Genomic DNA, 15,944 nt, shown 5'->3' with positions numbered 1-15,944 from the left:
ATGGGGAACAAGACCGTATCTGGCCGTGCGTTTCAAGCGGCCGCTGCTGCACTGCTGATGGCGGGGCTGGCGTCCTGCGGCGTGGCCGCTGAGCAGGCCCGGCCGCAGCCGGGTAACAAGTCCGGCAGTGCGTCCGGCAGCCAGCCTGCCAGTGCGGCCGGCCAGCCTTCGAGCCCGGCAGCGCAGTCCAGCGCCGTCAGCACTGCCGCTGCAACGCCGACGGCGGACCCCACCCCGAGCGCAGCACCCACCCCAACCCCGGGTGCCGGTCCCGCGTGCGCATCGGTGCGCTGCACGTCCGTCCTGCTCACCGGTGACATGCTGGTGCACACCCAGCTGTGGCAACAGGCCCACGAAGATGCCGTCGCCGGCGGGGTCAAGGGACTGGACTTCGGCCCGCTGCTGGAAGGGCAGCGGCGCTATATCGAACAGAGCGACCTCGCCATCTGCCACCAGGAAACGCCGGTGGCGCTGCCCGGGGGTCCCTTCTCCGCGTACCCTTCCTTCAACGTTCCGCCACAGATTGCCGCTGCCGCCAAGTCGGTCGGCTACCGCGCCTGCACCACGGCCAGCAACCACACCATCGACCAGGGCACCGAGGGCCTCGCCAGGACCCTCGATGTGCTGGACACAGCCGGGCTGGAGCATACCGGCTCCTACCGGACGCAGGCCGAGTCCCAAGGCATCCTCATCCTGCAGACCGACGCCGCCCGCATTGCCGTCATTGAGGGCACCTACGGACTCAACGGGCAGGTCCCGGAACAGCCGTGGCAGGTGGACATGCTCGACGCCCCCACCATGATCGCCAAGGCCAAGGAGGCGAGGAAGCTGGGCGCGGACATCGTCCTGGGCGCCATGCACGCGGGGGACGAGTACGCAAGTGCCCCAAACGCCCAGCAGCTGGACGTGGCGCACGCGCTGGCGGACAGCGGCCAGTTCACGATGATCTACGGGCACCACACGCACTCGGTGCTGCCCGTCGAAAAGTACAAGGGAACCTGGATCGCCTACGGCCTGGGCAACGGTGTGACAGAACTGTCCCCGACGTACGTTGTCAACAACGAGGGCCTGCTGCTCCGGGCACAGTTCAGCCAGGACAGTGCCGGCAAGTGGACCGCATCCGACGTCGCCTGGGCACCGTCAGTTATCGTCAGCGCCCCCTACCGCTGGTGCTCTGTGGCCGCTGACGCCCCGCAGGGTGTCTGCGCCAGTCCCGCGGCGGACGCCGACACCCGGCTGCGGACCAAACAGGTGGTGGAGTCCATGGGCGCGGCGCAGGCCGGAGCCCGCGAGCTGCTGGTCACCAAGGAACGCTGACACTGGAGCGGTGTCCTTGGCGCGGTTGCTCCTAGCGCGGCCGGCGGACCGCGTGTTCGCGGGCCAGGACGGCGTAGCGGTCATCCGCTTCGCCGGGAGTGAAGGTTCCATACCTGCGTTCGACGGCGGTACGGATCAGGAAGTCGGCGATGGCCGGATTCTTGGGCAGCAGGGAACCGTGCAGGTAGCTGGCCACGATGTTGCGGTACCGGGCGCCCTCCTGGCCGTCGCTGCTGTTGTTCCCCGTGCCCTTCGCCACCGTCCCCAGCGGTGCGACGCCGGGCCCAAGGGTGGTCTGGCCGCTGTGGTTCTCGTAGCCCAGGACCTCGCCGAACTCCGCGGTGGTGACCTTGACGTTGCCGATCAGCCGCTCATCCGTGCCGTGGGTCTCCACGTCCAGAACGCCGATGCCGGGAATGACCGGGCCTGAGCGGGTCTTGAAGAAGCGGCCGAACAGCTGGTACAGCCCGCAAATGAGCAGCATGGGCGTGCCGTCCTCGGCCATTCCCTTCAGGAGGCTGGCCCGTGACTGGAGGTCGTCCTGGATGACGAGCTGGCCGCTGTCCTGCCCGCCGCCGCCAAGGATGATGTCCACGCCCTCCGGGAACTCGTCGCCCACGTTGTACTCCAGCAGCTCCGGGGTGTAGCCGTGCCACTTCAGGCGCTGCTGCAGCACCAGGGCATTGCCCCAGTCGCCGTAGATGTTCATCTCCCGCGGGTACAGCTGCAGGACCCGGATGGTTCCCTTTGACGCGGTAGTGCCGGCGGTCAATTCGGGGGTCAAGAGACCACCTCCACTGTGGTGATTTTGGACAGCTCACGGCGGATGGCGAGCATTGCGGTGTAGGTGCAGAAGACGCGCTTCGGCTTGCCTTTGCCCTTGCGGATGAAGTCGGCCAGTGCGGCCGGGATGTCGGTGTCCACCGACCCGATCTGCACTTCGTCGTACTGCAGGCGCAGGGCCATGTCGTACGCCCGGGAGCCGCTGACCTGGTCCACGCCTTCCGCCCGCAGCGAGTCGAAATCGACGTCCCACAGCCAGGACATGTCGCGGCCGTCAGCGTAGTTGTCGTTGATCGCGATCATGGTGGCGTAACCGCCCGAGGGGAACGACTTGAGGCCCAGCCTGAAGCCGCTCGGGTTCTTGACCAGGACCAGATCCAGCGGGAGCCCGTCCACCGTGAGGCTTTCGCCGCGTCCAAAGGCCGGGGCGACCTCGGACAGAGCCTTCAGCAGGGTGCCGTGGTCCGCCGTGGCGGCACCGCTGCCGCAGATGCTGCGGGCCAGGACCAGCGCAGCCGCGGCGTTAAAGATGTTGTAGACGCCGCGGAGCTTCATCCCGGTGGTGACCGTGACGCCGTCGTACTCAAAGTCTGCGTCATCGGCACCCACGCGGCGGAGAACGACGTCGGCCTGGGGCCTTGGCGGTACCGCAGGTACGGGGCTGCCCGGCCCGGCGCGAAGTTCATCGTCGCTGGGGAAGGTGCCCAGCAGCGAGTCGTCCAGGCCGAAGTAGAGGACCTCGGGGCCCTGCAGCGTACCGGCGATCCGGGCCACCCGCGGATCCTCGCGGTTCAGCACCACAGTCCCCGTTGTCTTGGAGGCGATGTGCTGGAGGAGCTGGGCTGTCTTGTCAATCTCACCGAAGCGGTCCAGCTGGTCGCGGAGCACGTTCAGCAGAAGGCTGTAGCGCGGCGGGACGCGGTTGACGAAGTGCACGGCGTGGGCCTCGTCCAGCTCCAGCACGGCAACATCGGCGTCGAGCCGTCCGCGCCAGTCGACGTCGCCGATCAGGGCCGCCGCCACGCCCCGGGTGAAATTGCTGCCCGTGCGGTTGGTGAACACCTTCAGGCCCTGGCTTTCCAGCAGCTCCACCACCATCTTGGTGGTGGTGGTCTTGCCGTTGGTGCCGCTTACTACGGCCACGCCGTGGGGAAGGGTGGACAGGGTCCGCTGCATGAAACCGGGATCGATTTTTTCGACGACCAGGCCGGGGAATGCAGAGCCTCCGCCCCTGAGCCGGGAGACCCGGCGAACGAATTTGCCGAGCGGAACGCTGAGGGAAAACATGCTCTGTAATATATCCCAGCAGCGGCATGCAATGTGCCGGGCGCCCGGCGGCCGGAACGGTTGTTTGTGCCCGGGACACTATGCTGTTTAGATGACCAATTCCCTTTCCAGCGCCCTTCCGCGCCCGGCCGGCATGCCCGAAAAGCCGGGATCTGGCTTGCGCATCGGCGTCCTGGCGCTGCAGGGCGACTTCCGTGAGCACCTACGGGCGGTCGAGACCGCCGGCGCCACCGGCGTCGGTGTCCGCCGCCCCGCGGAACTCGACGGGCTCGACGGACTCATCATCCCCGGCGGCGAGTCGACGGCCATCGACAAGCTGGCCCGCGCCTTCGACCTCGCCGAGCCGCTGCGCCAGCGGATCGCCGAGGGCCTCCCGGTGTACGGCTCCTGCGCGGGCATGATCCTGCTGGCGCACGACATCGCCGACCCCGCCGCAGACCTGGCCGGAAACCCCCAGCAGACGTTCGGCGGCCTGGACATCACGGTGCGCCGCAACGCATTTGGCCGGCAGCGCGAGTCCTTCGAGACCGACCTCGACTTCAAGGGCCTGGAGTTCAGCGCCACCGAGCACGGCGTAGCTCCGGTTCACGCGGTGTTCATCCGCGGGCCCTGGGTGGAGCGCGTGGGCCCCGGCGTTGAAGTTCTGGCGCAGGTGGAGCCGGCCGACCAGGAGCACGCTTCCCACGCGGCCGATCTGCAGGGGACGGCTAGAATTGTTGCAGTGCGTTCAGGCCAGCTGCTGGCCACCTCCTTCCATCCGGAAGTGACAGGCGAGAAGCGCGTGCATGAACTTTTTATTCGCATGATCAGAGGAGAAGCGTAAAGCATGTCAGGCCACTCCAAATGGGCAACGACCAAGCACAAGAAGGCCATCCTTGATAGCCGCCGGGCAAAGTCGTTCGCCAAGCTGATCAAGAACATCGAAGTTGCCGCCCGCATGGGCGGCCCGGACCTTTCCGGCAACCCCGGCCTTGAACTGGCCGTCACCAAGGCGAAAAAGACGTCGGTTCCCGCCGACAACATCGACCGTGCCATCAAGCGCGGCGCCGGCCTCACCGGCGAGGTCGTGGACTATACCGAGATCATGTACGAATGCCGTGGCCCGCAGGGTTCTGCGCTCCTGATCGAGTGCCTCACGGACAACAAGAACCGCGCGGCCTCCGAGGTGCGGCTGGCCATCTCCCGCAACGGCGGCACCATCGCCGACCCCGGTTCGGTCAGCTACCTGTTCTCCCGCAAGGGCGTTGTCACCCTGCCTAAGAACGGCCTCAGCGAGGACGACGTCCTGATGGCGGTGCTCGACGCCGGCGCCGAGGAAGTCAAGGACAACGGCGAGACCTTCGAAATCCATTCGGACCCGAAGGACCTGCAGGCCATCCGCGACGCGCTGAAGGACGCCGGGATCGACTACGACACCGACGAGGCCGAGTTTGTGCCCTCCATGGAGGTGCCGCTGGACCTTGACGCCGCGAAGAAGTTCATGAAGCTCGTTGACGCCCTCGAGGACCTCGACGACGTCCAGAACGTCTACAGCAACGCTGACCTCAGCGACGAAGTTCAGGCAGCCCTGGAAGCCGAGTGACTTTCCGCGCGGCGGACCGGGGCGGTTACACGTGACGCTGCGCGTACTGGGCATCGACCCCGGGCTGACCCGCTGCGGCATCGGCGTGGTGGACGTCGAAAAGAACCGCCGGGCCACCATGGTGGCCGTCGGTGTGGTGGGGACGTCCCCCGGGGAAACACTCGACCAACGGTTGCTGGTGATCGCCTTGGCCATTGACGACTGGCTCGACCGTTACGAGCCACACGTGCTGGCGGTGGAGCGTGTTTTCTCGCAGCTCAACGTCAGCACGGTCATGGGCGTGGCCCAGGCCTCCGGTGTCGTCATCGCCGCCGCGGCCCGGCGCGGCATCCCCGTGGCTTTGCACACTCCGTCGGAGGTCAAGGCGGCGGTGACCGGGAGCGGATCCTCGAACAAGGAGGCCGTGACCAAGCTGGTCACCAAGATTCTCCGGCTCGATGCTCCGCCGCGTCCCGCGGACGCGGCCGACGCCCTGGCCCTCGCCATTACGCACGCATGGCGGGCGGGCAGCGGCGCCAGCGTAGCCACCACCGGCCCCGGCAGCCAGTCGTTGACGCCCGCCCAGCGCGCCTGGGCCGAGGCGGAGGCCAAGGCGCGCCGTGCACGCTGAATGCCGCCGGCGCTTGCTAGGGTATTCGTAGATATGTTCGGATAGTCGGTTCTTGCCGACGCAAGTTCAGGAGCCCCGGCCTTGATTAGTTTTCTCCGCGGAACCGTGGCGCACGTCGGACTGTCCACCGCCGTCATTGACCTCAACGGCGCGGGCATGAGCGTCTACGCGACGCCTCAGACGCTCAGCAAGCTGCGGACCGGCGAGGAAGGGAAGCTTTTCACGTCCCTGATCGTCCGGGAGGATTCCCTGACCCTGTTCGGCTTCGCGAGCGACGACGAACGGGAAGTTTTCGACGTTCTGCTCAGTGTCAGCGGAGTAGGTCCGCGGCTCGCCCTCGCGGTCCTCGCCGTGCACGATCCCGAGGCCATCCGTGTGGCCGCACACACCGGGGACAGCAAGACGTTCACCAAGGTCCCGGGCATCGGCCCGAAGGTTGGCGGACGCATCGTTCTTGAACTGGCCGGGAAACTGGTTCCGCACGGCACGGCGACGCCTGCAGGGGCGCCGGCTGCGTCATCGGAGGGCGTCTGGAAGCCGCAGGTCGTCGCTGCCATGACCAGCCTGGGGTGGTCCGAAAAGGACGCCACGGGCAGCATCGACAAGGCCCTCGCAGACGCGCCGGAACTTGCCGGCGAAGGCAACGTCGCCGAGATCCTGCGCACCACGCTGCGCTGGCTCGGCCAGGACGGAGCCCGGGCGGGCAACAGGGTAGGCAGCCGTGGCTGAGCCGTCCCTGGTCGCCGGGGGAGAAGAGCCGGAGGAGCGGGCCATCGAGGCGGCGCTCCGGCCCAAAAACCTCGACGACTTCGTGGGCCAGCACAGGGTCCGCAAACAGCTTTCCCTCGTGTTGCAGGCATCCCGGATGCGCGGGCGCAGCGCGGACCATGTGCTCTTTTCCGGTCCTCCCGGCCTCGGCAAGACCACGCTCGCAATGATTGTCGCCTCCGAAATGAACGCCCCGCTGCGCATCAGCAGCGGCCCGGCCATCCAGCACGCGGGCGACCTCGCCGCCATCCTTTCCTCACTGTCGGAGGGCGAGGTCCTTTTCCTCGACGAAATCCACCGGATGTCCCGTCCGGCCGAGGAAATGCTCTACATGGCCATGGAAGACTTCCGGGTAGACATCGTGGTGGGCAAGGGAGCCGGTGCCACGGCCATTCCGCTGGAGTTGCCGCCCTTCACGCTGGTGGGTGCCACCACACGCGCCGGACTTCTTCCGGGTCCGCTCCGGGACCGGTTCGGGTTCACCGGCCACCTGGAGTTCTATTCGGTGGAGGAGCTGGAGCTGGTGCTGCGCAGGTCCGCCGGCCTCCTCGACCTGAAGGTGAACTCGGCCGGATTCACTGAGATCGCGGGACGGTCGCGCGGCACGCCCCGCATCGCCAACCGGCTGCTTCGGCGCGTCCGGGACTGGGCGCTGGTCCACGGGATCGAACAGATTGACGCCCGGTCCGCCTCTGCGGCACTGGACATGTATGAAGTGGATAAGCGCGGGCTGGATCGGCTGGACCGGTCAGTGCTGGAAGCGCTGATCACCAAATTCGGCGGCGGCCCGGTGGGCCTGTCCACCCTGGCCATCGCCGTGGGGGAGGAGCCGGAGACCGTGGAGACGGTAGCCGAACCATACCTGGTCCGGGAAGGGCTGCTGGGCAGGACGCCGAGGGGCCGCATCGCCATGGCTCCGGCCTGGACGCACCTTGGGCTGGCAGTACCGGCAGGGGTCTTCGGGCAGGAAACCCTGGACCTTTTCGCGGCCGGCCCGGGCGATGAAGAATCGTCGTCTGAATGGGTTTCCAGCACGCAATAGCAGCGCCCTCCCAGCTTTTCCCTCTAGACTGGAAAGACGCTCGGCACGTCCGGGCTTTGTTTCCGTGTCCCGCTTCGGCGGGCCGCCCGCGCCGGTCTCCCGCGTCCGGGCGGGCAGCCCGGTGCAAAGCGGACGTCGCTGTCAACCAGCTACGCAAGTACAGAACGGAAAAATCCTCTTGGATCCAATGACAATTCTGCTGTTCGTCATGCTCGGCGTATTCATCTTCATGATGTTCCGCCGCAACAAGAAGACCCAGCAGCAGCAAGCCAAGCTGCAGTCGGAGTTCGCTCCGGGCGTCGAGGTGATGACCAGCTTCGGGCTGTTTGGCCGCATCGTGTCGCTTGATGACGCGGAGAACAAGGTCGTCCTGGAACTGTCGCCCGGCAACCTGGCCACCGTCCACCGCCAGGCCGTGACCAAGATCGTGGAACCCGCCGCCGAAACGCACGCAGTTCCCGATGACGCATCCGCCCTGACCGCCGAGGACTCGCTGACCCCTGAAGCCAAGGCTGGCACGGCCGACGAAACCCCGGACGAAACCCTCAAGCGCCTCAACGACGAGGGCAAGAAGGACATCTAGTCCGCCGCTTACGGACGGTACAGCTGTCTACGGCTGCGGAGCCGCCGGAGTGCGACAAGGCGCGCTCCGGCGGCCCTCCGCAATTAATAGAAAGATAGGCAATGGCACGAACTGGCCGCAATAAACCATCCCTTCGGGTGCTGGTCTGGCTTGGCGTAATCCTGGCTGCCATGACGGCCGTCCTTGCGGGCGGCACTATGTCAGGGGTTGCCAGCTGGAGCCCGAAACTTGCCCTGGACCTGGAGGGCGGCACCCAGATGATCCTGGCACCCAAGGTTGAGGGTGGCTCGGACATTAACGAGGAGCAGCTCAACCAGGCGGTGGCCATCATCCGTCAGCGTGTTGACGGCTCGGGTGTTGCCGAGGCTGAGATCAGCACGCAGTCCGGCCGCAATGTGGTGGTGAGCCTGCCCGGCACTCCGTCCTCGCAGACCCGCGCCCTCATCCAGGCCTCAGCGGACATGAACTTCCGCCCCGTCCTCGTCACTGGCGCGGGGGCCGTGGTTCCGGCCGACCAGCGGACACCTGCCGCGGAGCTGCCGAAACCGACGGCGAAGCCGACGAACGCCAGCGATTCGAACTGGATCACCGCCGACATCCAGAAGCAGTTCGAAGCCCTCGACTGTGACAATCCGGCCCAGGACAAGCAGGAACGCTCAGACCCGGCCAAGCCGCTGGTCACCTGTGAGCCTGCCACGGACCAGACACCTGCTATCAAGTACATCCTGGGTCCCGTCGAGGTCAAGGGTGTGGAGATCCAGGGCTCGACGTTCCAACTCCAGCAGGGCGCCCAGGGCGCCGTCACCAACGAATGGGCTGTGAACATCCAGTTCAACGCCGAGGGTACGTCCAAGTTCAAGACGGTCACCGAGCGCCTTAACCAGTTCTACGTTGCCGCGGGCGGTGAGACCGGCAGCGATCCCAAGTCGCAGTTCGCCATCGTCCTGGATGACCAGGTCATATCGGCCCCGCGGTCCCAGGCCGTGATCACCGATGGTCGCCCGCAGATCACCGGTGGGTTTACCGAGCAGTCCGCCAAGGCACTGTCCGACCAGCTCCGGTTCGGTGCCCTGCCCATCAGCTTCGACATCCAAAGCGAGCAGCAGATCTCCGCCACCCTCGGCGGTGAGCAGCTCCGGATGGGCCTCCTTGCTGGCCTGATCGGTTTGCTGCTGGTGGTTGTCTACTCGCTGTTCCAGTACCGTGCGCTGGGCTTCGTCACCATCGCGTCGCTGGTGGTGGCGGGTGCGCTCACGTACCTCGCCATTGCCATCCTTGGCTGGACCGAGAATTACCGGCTCTCCCTCGCCGGTGTGGCCGGCATCATCGTGTCTATCGGCCAGACCGCGGACTCATTCATCGTCTACTTCGAACGCATCCGTGATGAGCTCCGCGAAGGCCGCGGCCTGGTGTCGGCTGTGGAGAACGGCTGGAAGCGGGCCAAGCGGACCGTCCTGGCATCCAAGGCGGTCAACCTCCTGGCCGCGCTGGTGCTGTATTTCGTGGCCGTCGGCAACGTGCGGGGCTTTGCCTTTACCCTCGGCCTGACCGCCATCGCCGACCTCATCGTCGTGTTCATGTTCACTCATCCGACGCTCCAGCAGCTGGCCAGGACCCGGTTCTTTGGCGAGGGCCACAAGTTCTCCGGTCTTGACCCCGAGCGCCTCGGCGCGGTGCCGCTCTACCGGGGCGCCGGCAGGCTCCGCAGCCCCGAGGACAAGCCGTCAGTGGTGCGCGCCAAGAACACCGGTGCCGCGGCCGAGGCTGAGCGCCGGATGACCATCGCTGAACGCCGCCGCGCGGAGCAGCAGGAGCAGCTCGCCGGTTCCTCCAAGGGCCCGGCCAAGGAGGGCAAGTAATGTCCAGTTTCGCGAAATTCGGCAACGAGCTCTACACGGGCAAGCGTTCCTATGACTTCGTCGGGTCCAAGAAGATCTGGTTCCTCGTGGCCGCCGCGGCTGTCGCGCTGTCCATCCTTATCCCGGTGGCCAAGGGCGGCTTCAACCTGGGCATCGAGTTCCGTGGCGGTTCTGAGTTCACGGTGTCCAACGTCAAGACCACTGAGGCATCCGTAGGCGAGAAGGCTGTCCACGACGTGGTTCCCGGCAGTGTGCCGCGCGTCGCGAACGTCGCCGGAACCACCATGCGGATCCAGACGGACAAACTCTCCGACAACGAGACCCTGAAGATCAAGGAGGGCCTCACCAAGGCCTACGGCGTGACTGACAACGAGGTGACTTCCACCTTCGTCGGCCCCACCTGGGGTGCTGACGTCACCAAGCAGGCCCTGATTGGCCTGGTGGTCTTCGTTGCCCTCGCGACGGTCCTGATGGCCCTTTACTTCCGGACCTGGAAGATGTCCCTCTCGGCGATCGCGGGCATGCTCGTCACGATGTTCATCACGGCCGGTGTGTACGCCCTCAGCGACTTCGAGGTCACGCCGTCGGCGATCATCGGGTTCCTTACGGTGCTCAGCTATTCGCTGTACGACACGGTCGTGGTGTTCGACAAGATCCGTGAAAACACGGCCGACATCGATTCCTCCACGCGCCGGACCTTCGGCGAGGAAGTCAATTTGGCCGTCAACCAGACCCTGGTCCGCTCCATCAACACGATGATGGTTGCCATCCTCCCGGTCGGGGCGATCCTGTTCATCGGGGCCGGCCTGCTGGGTGCTGGAACCCTGCGCGACCTTTCGCTCGCACTGTTCGTCGGGATCCTGATCGGCACCGCCGCGACGATCTTCATCTCCGCGCCGATGTACGCCTGGCTGCGCCAGGGCGAGGCGCCGCTGGTCAAGCAGGCCCAGCGTGTCAAGCAGCGCCGCGCGGACGCCGCTGCCAAGGCTGCCGCCGCCGAGCCCGCAAAAGCCTAGGGCTCCAGGCTGGGGCGCCTGCCACAGCCTGGAGTACCTGCCCTTAGGCCGGATGCCGTCACCGCGACGGCGTCCGGTCTTTGCGTTAAGCGACTCTCTCTAAGTCACATCGGGCCGGCTGCGTACACGGCTGCATACCCGGCTGGGCCGCTGGTGACGGACGCGGTTATCGGTCGGGCCCGGAGCGGGAATACACTGGGATAATTAAACGGGTCGTGAGGGGTACTTCATTGGAAGAAGGTTCGACGTCGGCGCCAACGGCAGCCGGAGGCAACGGTCCGGGCCAGGGACAGCAGACTGGTCTGGTGGCTGCCGGGCGCCCGGCGCCGGGCGTGCCCGTGGACAACTCTGGCGTCCGGCCCACGTTCCCGGGCCGGCGTGAGCGCACGAGGTCCCGCCTGGCACGGCTGACGGGCCGGAGCACCGCGACGTACTCACCCATCCTGGAACCGCTGCTGCGGACCGTCAGGGCGAACAACCCCAAGGAAGACTTCGACCTCATTCAGCGGGCGTTCGTGGTGGCGGAGCAAAGCCACCGCGGGCAGAAGCGCAAGAGCGGCGACCCCTACATCACCCATCCCGTCGCCGTCGCGACGATCCTCGCCGAGCTGGGGCTCAGCGGCACCACCCTGGCGGCTGCGCTGCTCCACGATACGGTGGAGGACACGCCCTATACCCTTGAGGACCTCCGGGCGGACTTCGGCCCCGAAGTCGCCATACTGGTTGACGGCGTCACCAAGCTGGACAAGGTCAGCTTCGGCGAAGCAGCCCAGTCCGAGACCGTCCGCAAGATGGTCGTGGCCATGGCCAAGGACATCCGCGTCCTGATGATCAAACTTGCGGACAGGCTGCACAACGCGCGTACATGGCGGTTCGTCTCCGCCGAGTCGTCGGCCCGCAAAGCCCGGGAAACCCTGGAAATCTTTGCGCCGCTGGCGCACCGGCTCGGCATGAACACGATCAAGTGGGAGCTTGAGGACCTGTCCTTCGCGGCGCTTTATCCCAAGGTGTACGAGGAAATCGTCCGCATGGTGGGCGACCGCACGCCGGAGCGCGAAAAGAGCCTCAGCGTGATCCGGAACCAGATCGCCGACGATCTGCGCACCGCCAGGATCAAGGCCACGATTACCGGCCGGCCCAAGCACTATTACTCGATCTACCAAAAGATGATCGTCCGGGACAAGGACTTCGACGACATCAACGACCTCATGGGCGTCCGGGTCCTGGTGGACTCGGTCCGCGACTGTTACGCCGCCCTGGGGACCCTGCATTCGCGCTGGAACCCGCTGCCTGGCCGGTTCAAGGACTACATCGCGATGCCGAAGTTCAACATGTACCAGTCCCTCCACACCACGGTGATCGGCCCGGGCGGCAAGCCGGTCGAAATCCAGATCCGGACGCACGAGATGCACCGCCGCGCCGAGTACGGTGTGGCCGCGCACTGGAAGTACAAGGACCAGCCCAACCGGACCGCCACCGGACCCGGCAGCCCGCGAGACGGCGACATGGGCTGGCTCCGCTCCCTCGTGGACTGGCAGCAGGAGACCTCCGACCCCGGCGAATTCCTCGACTCGCTGCGGTTCGAGATCAACGCCCGCGAAGTGTTCGTGTTCACCCCCAAGGGCGAGGTCATGGCGCTGCCCGCCGGGTCCACGCCGGTGGACTTTGCCTATGCCGTGCACACCGAGGTGGGCCACCGCACCATCGGAGCCCGGGTCAACGGCAAGCTCGTGCCGCTCAACAGTGAGCTGAACCATGGCGACTGGGTGGAGATCTTCACCTCGAAGGCCGAGGGTGCCGGCCCCAGCCAGGACTGGCAGCACTTCGTCAAGAGCGCCCGGGCACGCAACAAGATCCGGCAGTGGTTCAGCAAGGAACGCCGCGAAGAGGCGATCGACCGCGGCAAGGAGCTGCTGACCCGCGCCATGCGGAAGCAGAACCTCCCCCTGCAGCGGCTCATGACGCACGACGCGCTGGCCGCCGTGGCCGAGGACTTCAAGTACGTCGACATTTCCGGGCTGTATGCCGGAGTGGGCGACGGCCACACCTCCGCACAGTCCGTCATGGAAAAGCTCGTCGAGAGCCTTGGCGGCAATGAAACACCCGATGACGACCTCACCGAAGTCAGCATTCCCACGCAGGTCAGCAAGGCCCGGTTCTCCGATTCCGGTGTGGTGGTCCGCGGCGTGGGCGATGTCTGGGTGAAACTGGCACGCTGTTGCACCCCCGTGCCTCCGGATCCGATTCTCGGCTTCGTCACGCGCGGCTCGGGCGTTTCGGTGCACCGCACGGACTGCACCAACGTGGCCGGCCTCAAGGACCAGCCTGACCGGATCGTGGACGTGGACTGGGCGCCGACGCAGTCAAGCGTCTTCCTGGTGGAGATCCAGGTGGAGGCGCTGGACCGGAAGTCGCTCCTCTCCGACGTGACGCGCATACTTTCGGAGAATCACGTGAACATCCTGGCGGCCAGTGTCCACACGTCCACGGACCGCGTGGCCATCTCAAAGTTTGCCTTCGAGATGGGCGACCCCAAGTACCTCAGCCACGTGCTCAGTGCTGTGCGGAGGATCGACGGGGTGTTCGACGTCTACCGGACCACGGGCAACCACCGGAGAAGCTAACAGCGACAGCTTCTCCAGAGCTGCGTTCTTGTGCGGCAGCCGTGGCATCGCCTCGACCGCCAGGACCAGGAGCCGGAGCCTGACATCAAGTTCGGGCTTCTCCAGGAGCAGCCGCAGGGCAGGAACTGCCCTCTCGGCTTCCACATGCAAGGCGATGTCCAGTGCCGTCCGTAGCGGACTCGAGACCATCAGGCCGCCCAGGCTGACGACGTCGAACGGTCCGAGCCGGACTTCGTGAAGCGTGCAGCCGCGTGTGGAGCGGAGGCTGGAGATGCGGCGTTTGGCGTCCACCAGTAGGGCCAACCGGTCCGGTTCGCGGGCGCACCCGTAAATCCAGGCCGCCGTCATCCGCCCCGCCACCACACGCCGCCGCACCGGCGCGGGCACCCCGTGGGCAGCGGCACGTGCCCGCAGCTGCGGTGAGGCCGCAGTCCCGGGAACGGTGTAGCCGTGCTGATAGAGCTGCGTGAGCACGCCGTCGGAGGCCATGGACTGGAGCTCCGGCCAGGTGAACGGCAGCCCCGGCGAATAGAGCTCCAGCAGCTGTGTGGAGGAGTCCCTGGGCGGGGAATCACCCCGTGTCTGCGAATCAGGGGGCTGGGAGAACGGTGCCATTCCGTCATCCTGCCGGACGCGGCCTTAACGGGTAAGGCCCCGCCCCGGTTATGTGGATAACCGGAACGGGGCCGTAGGGTTGCTGGCTAGGAGAGCTCGCTAGCCGAACGCTGAATCTGGTCAAGCCATGCCTGGCGGGCTTCCAGGGCTTCCCGGGCGGCCTTGATCTTGCGCTGGTCGCCCTTCTTCTCTGCCTCGGCCAGGTCATCCTTCAGGCCGGCGATGGCGGATTCGAGCTGGCTCAAGGCGCTGTTGGTGCGGGCCTTGGTCTCCGGGTTGGAGCGCTGCCACTTCTCGTCCTCGGCCTGGCGCACTGCATCCTCGATCCGGCGCAGCCCGGCTTCGATCCGGCCCATGTCCGCACGCGGGACTTTGCCTGCTTCTTCCCAGCGGTCGTGAATGGACTGCAGGGCCTTCTTGGCGGCGGCGATGTCCTTGACCGGAACGATGCCGGATGCCTCCTCGAGGAGCGCCTCCTTGACCAACAGGTTCGCAGCGTATTCCTGGTCGATCTCGTCGTTGGCAGTCTGGCGGGAGCTGAAGAAGACGTCCTGCGCGGCGCGGAACCGGGCCCACAGCGCGTCGTCATCCTTGCGGCTGGCACGCGGCGATGCCTTCCACTCGTCCATCAGCCGTCGGTATTCTCCGGCGGCGAAGCCCCAGTCGGTGGAGGTCGACAGTGCCTCGGCCTCGGCAATCAGCTTCTCCTTGGCAGACTTCGCCGCCGAGTTGTTGCTGTCCAGCTGGGAGAAGTAGGCGCGGCGGTGCCGGTCGAAGACGGTCCTGGCGGCGCGGAAACGCTTCCACAGGGCGTCCTCGTTGCTGCGGCCCAACCGTACCCCGCTCTTCTGCGCGGTCTTCCAGCTTTCGAACAGCTCGTTCATGCGTGCGCTGGACGTCTTCCACTGAACCTGGGCCGGATCGGTTCCGGAGATGGCCTCGGCCTCGGCCACGATGGCCTCACGGGCGGCCAGCTCGGCGGCACGGACGGCGTCGTGCTGCGCCTTTTCCGACTTCTCCAGCTCGGCGATCTGGGTGGACAGGGTGTCCAGCCGGCTCTCCGCGGAACGGATGTCGCCCACCATGTTGCGTTCAGCGAGCTGCTCCCGCAGGTGCGTCACGGTCTTCTGCATGTCAGTGGTGGGGGCCTTCGAGGCCACGCGCTGTTCCAGCAGGACAACCTGGGCGACGATGTCGTCATACTTCCGCGCGAAGTACGCAAGTGCTTCGTCGTTGCTGACATCCGGGTACTGACCGACCGGGTGCTCTTCGCCGTCGATGGTCAGGAAGACGTGGCCATCGCCCTCCACCCGGCCCCAGCGGGCAGCTTCGGCCAGCGACGTGGAAGGCGATGCCTGCACCGGAGCCGCTGTGGCGGCCGGACCTGCTTTGGGCCGCGCAGCAAACGCGGCGGGCGTCGGCGAGGGCCGGGGTGCCGGCGTCGGACGCGGTGATGGTGCCGGGCTGGCTGCCTGATTTTCCTGCACAGCTTCGGGCTGTGGGCTGGCGGCGTCCTCCGCCGTGGCAGTGGCCTCGGCCGGAGCGGCGTCCTCCGCCGGAGCGGCGTCCTCCTGCACAGCCTCCGGCTGCGGGCTTTCCTGCGTGGCGTCGGGCTGTGCCGCATCCCCGGGCTGTGCTGCCTCGTCCGGCTCTACCGCCTCGTCGGGCTGCGTCGCCTGCACGGGCTCGGCCGCTTCCACGGACTGTGCTCCATCCACGGTCTCGGGGGAAGCCTGGACCTCGGTCACTTCGGCTGCTGTTTCGTCGGATTTCTGACTGTCTGTCACCGCTAAAAGTCTTTCGCTTGGAGGAAAATACTCATTCACAAGTCGCCGGTGGCCACTGGCGCCACAAGGTT

The 15,944-nt window shown here is 66.5% G+C and carries 14 protein-coding genes; 10 read left to right on the top strand and 4 right to left on the bottom strand.

What is annotated here, in order from left to right:
- Window positions 1–1,317 carry a CapA family protein gene (locus tag LFT45_RS12585; RefSeq protein ID WP_236803514.1) on the top strand — a complete coding sequence of 439 codons (1,317 nt, stop codon included), beginning with the start codon at window positions 1–3 and terminating at the stop codon, window positions 1,315–1,317.
- Between the two features lie 31 nt (window positions 1,318–1,348).
- On the opposite strand, the gene LFT45_RS12580 is transcribed toward LFT45_RS12585, so the two are convergent.
- Window positions 1,349–2,026 carry a type 1 glutamine amidotransferase gene (locus LFT45_RS12580; RefSeq protein WP_236809330.1) on the bottom strand — a complete coding sequence of 226 codons (678 nt, stop codon included), beginning with the start codon at window positions 2,024–2,026 and terminating at the stop codon, window positions 1,349–1,351.
- Window positions 2,027–2,097: 71 nt separating this feature from the next.
- Window positions 2,098–3,387, bottom strand: a complete 1,290-nt coding sequence (locus LFT45_RS12575) for a Mur ligase family protein (protein WP_236803512.1) — start codon at window positions 3,385–3,387, stop codon at window positions 2,098–2,100.
- Window positions 3,388–3,478: 91 nt separating this feature from the next.
- Between LFT45_RS12575 and pdxT the strand changes: the two genes are divergently transcribed.
- The 9 genes from pdxT (at window position 3,479) to LFT45_RS12530 (ending at window position 13,471) form a co-directional block, all read left to right on the top strand.
- On the top strand, window positions 3,479–4,210 hold the full coding sequence (gene pdxT / locus LFT45_RS12570; RefSeq protein ID WP_236803510.1) for a pyridoxal 5'-phosphate synthase glutaminase subunit PdxT: 732 nt from the start codon (window positions 3,479–3,481) through the stop codon (window positions 4,208–4,210).
- A 3-nt stretch (window positions 4,211–4,213) separates the two neighbouring features.
- Window positions 4,214–4,969 carry a YebC/PmpR family DNA-binding transcriptional regulator gene (locus tag LFT45_RS12565; RefSeq protein WP_236803508.1) on the top strand — a complete coding sequence of 252 codons (756 nt, stop codon included), beginning with the start codon at window positions 4,214–4,216 and terminating at the stop codon, window positions 4,967–4,969.
- Window positions 4,970–5,000: 31 nt separating this feature from the next.
- Window positions 5,001–5,579: a crossover junction endodeoxyribonuclease RuvC gene (ruvC, locus tag LFT45_RS12560; RefSeq protein WP_236803505.1), complete on the top strand. Its 579-nt coding sequence runs from the start codon at window positions 5,001–5,003 to the stop codon at window positions 5,577–5,579.
- 81 nt (window positions 5,580–5,660) lie between these two features.
- The gene (ruvA, locus tag LFT45_RS12555; RefSeq protein ID WP_190602650.1) at window positions 5,661–6,308 is read left to right on the top strand and encodes a Holliday junction branch migration protein RuvA; all 648 of its coding nucleotides are present in this window, start codon (window positions 5,661–5,663) and stop codon (window positions 6,306–6,308) included.
- Window positions 6,301–7,389, top strand: coding sequence for a Holliday junction branch migration DNA helicase RuvB (gene ruvB / locus LFT45_RS12550; protein WP_190602651.1), 1,089 nt, complete (start codon window positions 6,301–6,303; stop codon window positions 7,387–7,389). The genes ruvA and ruvB overlap by 8 nt, the downstream gene beginning before the upstream one ends.
- A gap of 187 nt (window positions 7,390–7,576) precedes the next feature.
- Window positions 7,577–7,972, top strand: coding sequence for a preprotein translocase subunit YajC (yajC, locus tag LFT45_RS12545; RefSeq protein WP_236803503.1), 396 nt, complete (start codon window positions 7,577–7,579; stop codon window positions 7,970–7,972).
- Between the two features lie 101 nt (window positions 7,973–8,073).
- Window positions 8,074–9,831 carry a protein translocase subunit SecD gene (gene secD / locus LFT45_RS12540; protein WP_236803502.1) on the top strand — a complete coding sequence of 586 codons (1,758 nt, stop codon included), beginning with the start codon at window positions 8,074–8,076 and terminating at the stop codon, window positions 9,829–9,831.
- Window positions 9,831–10,847, top strand: coding sequence for a protein translocase subunit SecF (secF, locus tag LFT45_RS12535; protein WP_236803501.1), 1,017 nt, complete (start codon window positions 9,831–9,833; stop codon window positions 10,845–10,847). The genes secD and secF overlap by 1 nt, the downstream gene beginning before the upstream one ends.
- Before the next feature lie 230 nt (window positions 10,848–11,077).
- On the top strand, window positions 11,078–13,471 hold the full coding sequence (locus tag LFT45_RS12530; RefSeq protein WP_272912707.1) for a RelA/SpoT family protein: 2,394 nt from the start codon (window positions 11,078–11,080) through the stop codon (window positions 13,469–13,471).
- On the opposite strand, the gene LFT45_RS12525 is transcribed toward LFT45_RS12530, so the two are convergent.
- Together LFT45_RS12525 and LFT45_RS12520 are read right to left on the bottom strand one after the other, a co-directional pair.
- Window positions 13,352–14,086 carry a type IV toxin-antitoxin system AbiEi family antitoxin gene (locus LFT45_RS12525; protein WP_236803500.1) on the bottom strand — a complete coding sequence of 245 codons (735 nt, stop codon included), beginning with the start codon at window positions 14,084–14,086 and terminating at the stop codon, window positions 13,352–13,354. The genes LFT45_RS12530 and LFT45_RS12525 overlap by 120 nt on opposite strands.
- Window positions 14,087–14,172: 86 nt before the next feature.
- A complete protein-coding gene (locus LFT45_RS12520; RefSeq protein ID WP_236803499.1) occupies window positions 14,173–15,873 on the bottom strand; it encodes a DUF349 domain-containing protein in 1,701 nt (566 codons plus the stop codon).
- Between the last annotated feature and the right edge of the window lie 71 nt (window positions 15,874–15,944).

The sequence above is a fragment of the Arthrobacter sp. FW305-BF8 genome, from assembly GCF_021789315.1.
In the GTDB taxonomy this organism is placed as follows: domain Bacteria; phylum Actinomycetota; class Actinomycetes; order Actinomycetales; family Micrococcaceae; genus Arthrobacter.
Note: the sequence above shows the minus strand (reverse complement) of the source record. Positions and strands in the feature narration are given on the sequence as shown.

Coding starts and splice junctions, on each gene's coding strand:
- LFT45_RS12585 (WP_236803514.1), top strand. CDS start 1: ATGGGGAACAAGACCGTATCTGGCCGTGCGTTTCAAGCGGCCGCTGCT.
- LFT45_RS12580 (WP_236809330.1), bottom strand. CDS start 2,026: ATGAACATCTACGGCGACTGGGGCAATGCCCTGGTGCTGCAGCAGCGC.
- LFT45_RS12575 (WP_236803512.1), bottom strand. CDS start 3,387: ATGTTTTCCCTCAGCGTTCCGCTCGGCAAATTCGTTCGCCGGGTCTCC.
- pdxT (WP_236803510.1), top strand. CDS start 3,479: ATGACCAATTCCCTTTCCAGCGCCCTTCCGCGCCCGGCCGGCATGCCC.
- LFT45_RS12565 (WP_236803508.1), top strand. CDS start 4,214: ATGTCAGGCCACTCCAAATGGGCAACGACCAAGCACAAGAAGGCCATC.
- yajC (WP_236803503.1), top strand. CDS start 7,577: ATGACAATTCTGCTGTTCGTCATGCTCGGCGTATTCATCTTCATGATG.
- secD (WP_236803502.1), top strand. CDS start 8,074: ATGGCACGAACTGGCCGCAATAAACCATCCCTTCGGGTGCTGGTCTGG.
- secF (WP_236803501.1), top strand. CDS start 9,831: ATGTCCAGTTTCGCGAAATTCGGCAACGAGCTCTACACGGGCAAGCGT.
- LFT45_RS12525 (WP_236803500.1), bottom strand. CDS start 14,086: ATGGCACCGTTCTCCCAGCCCCCTGATTCGCAGACACGGGGTGATTCC.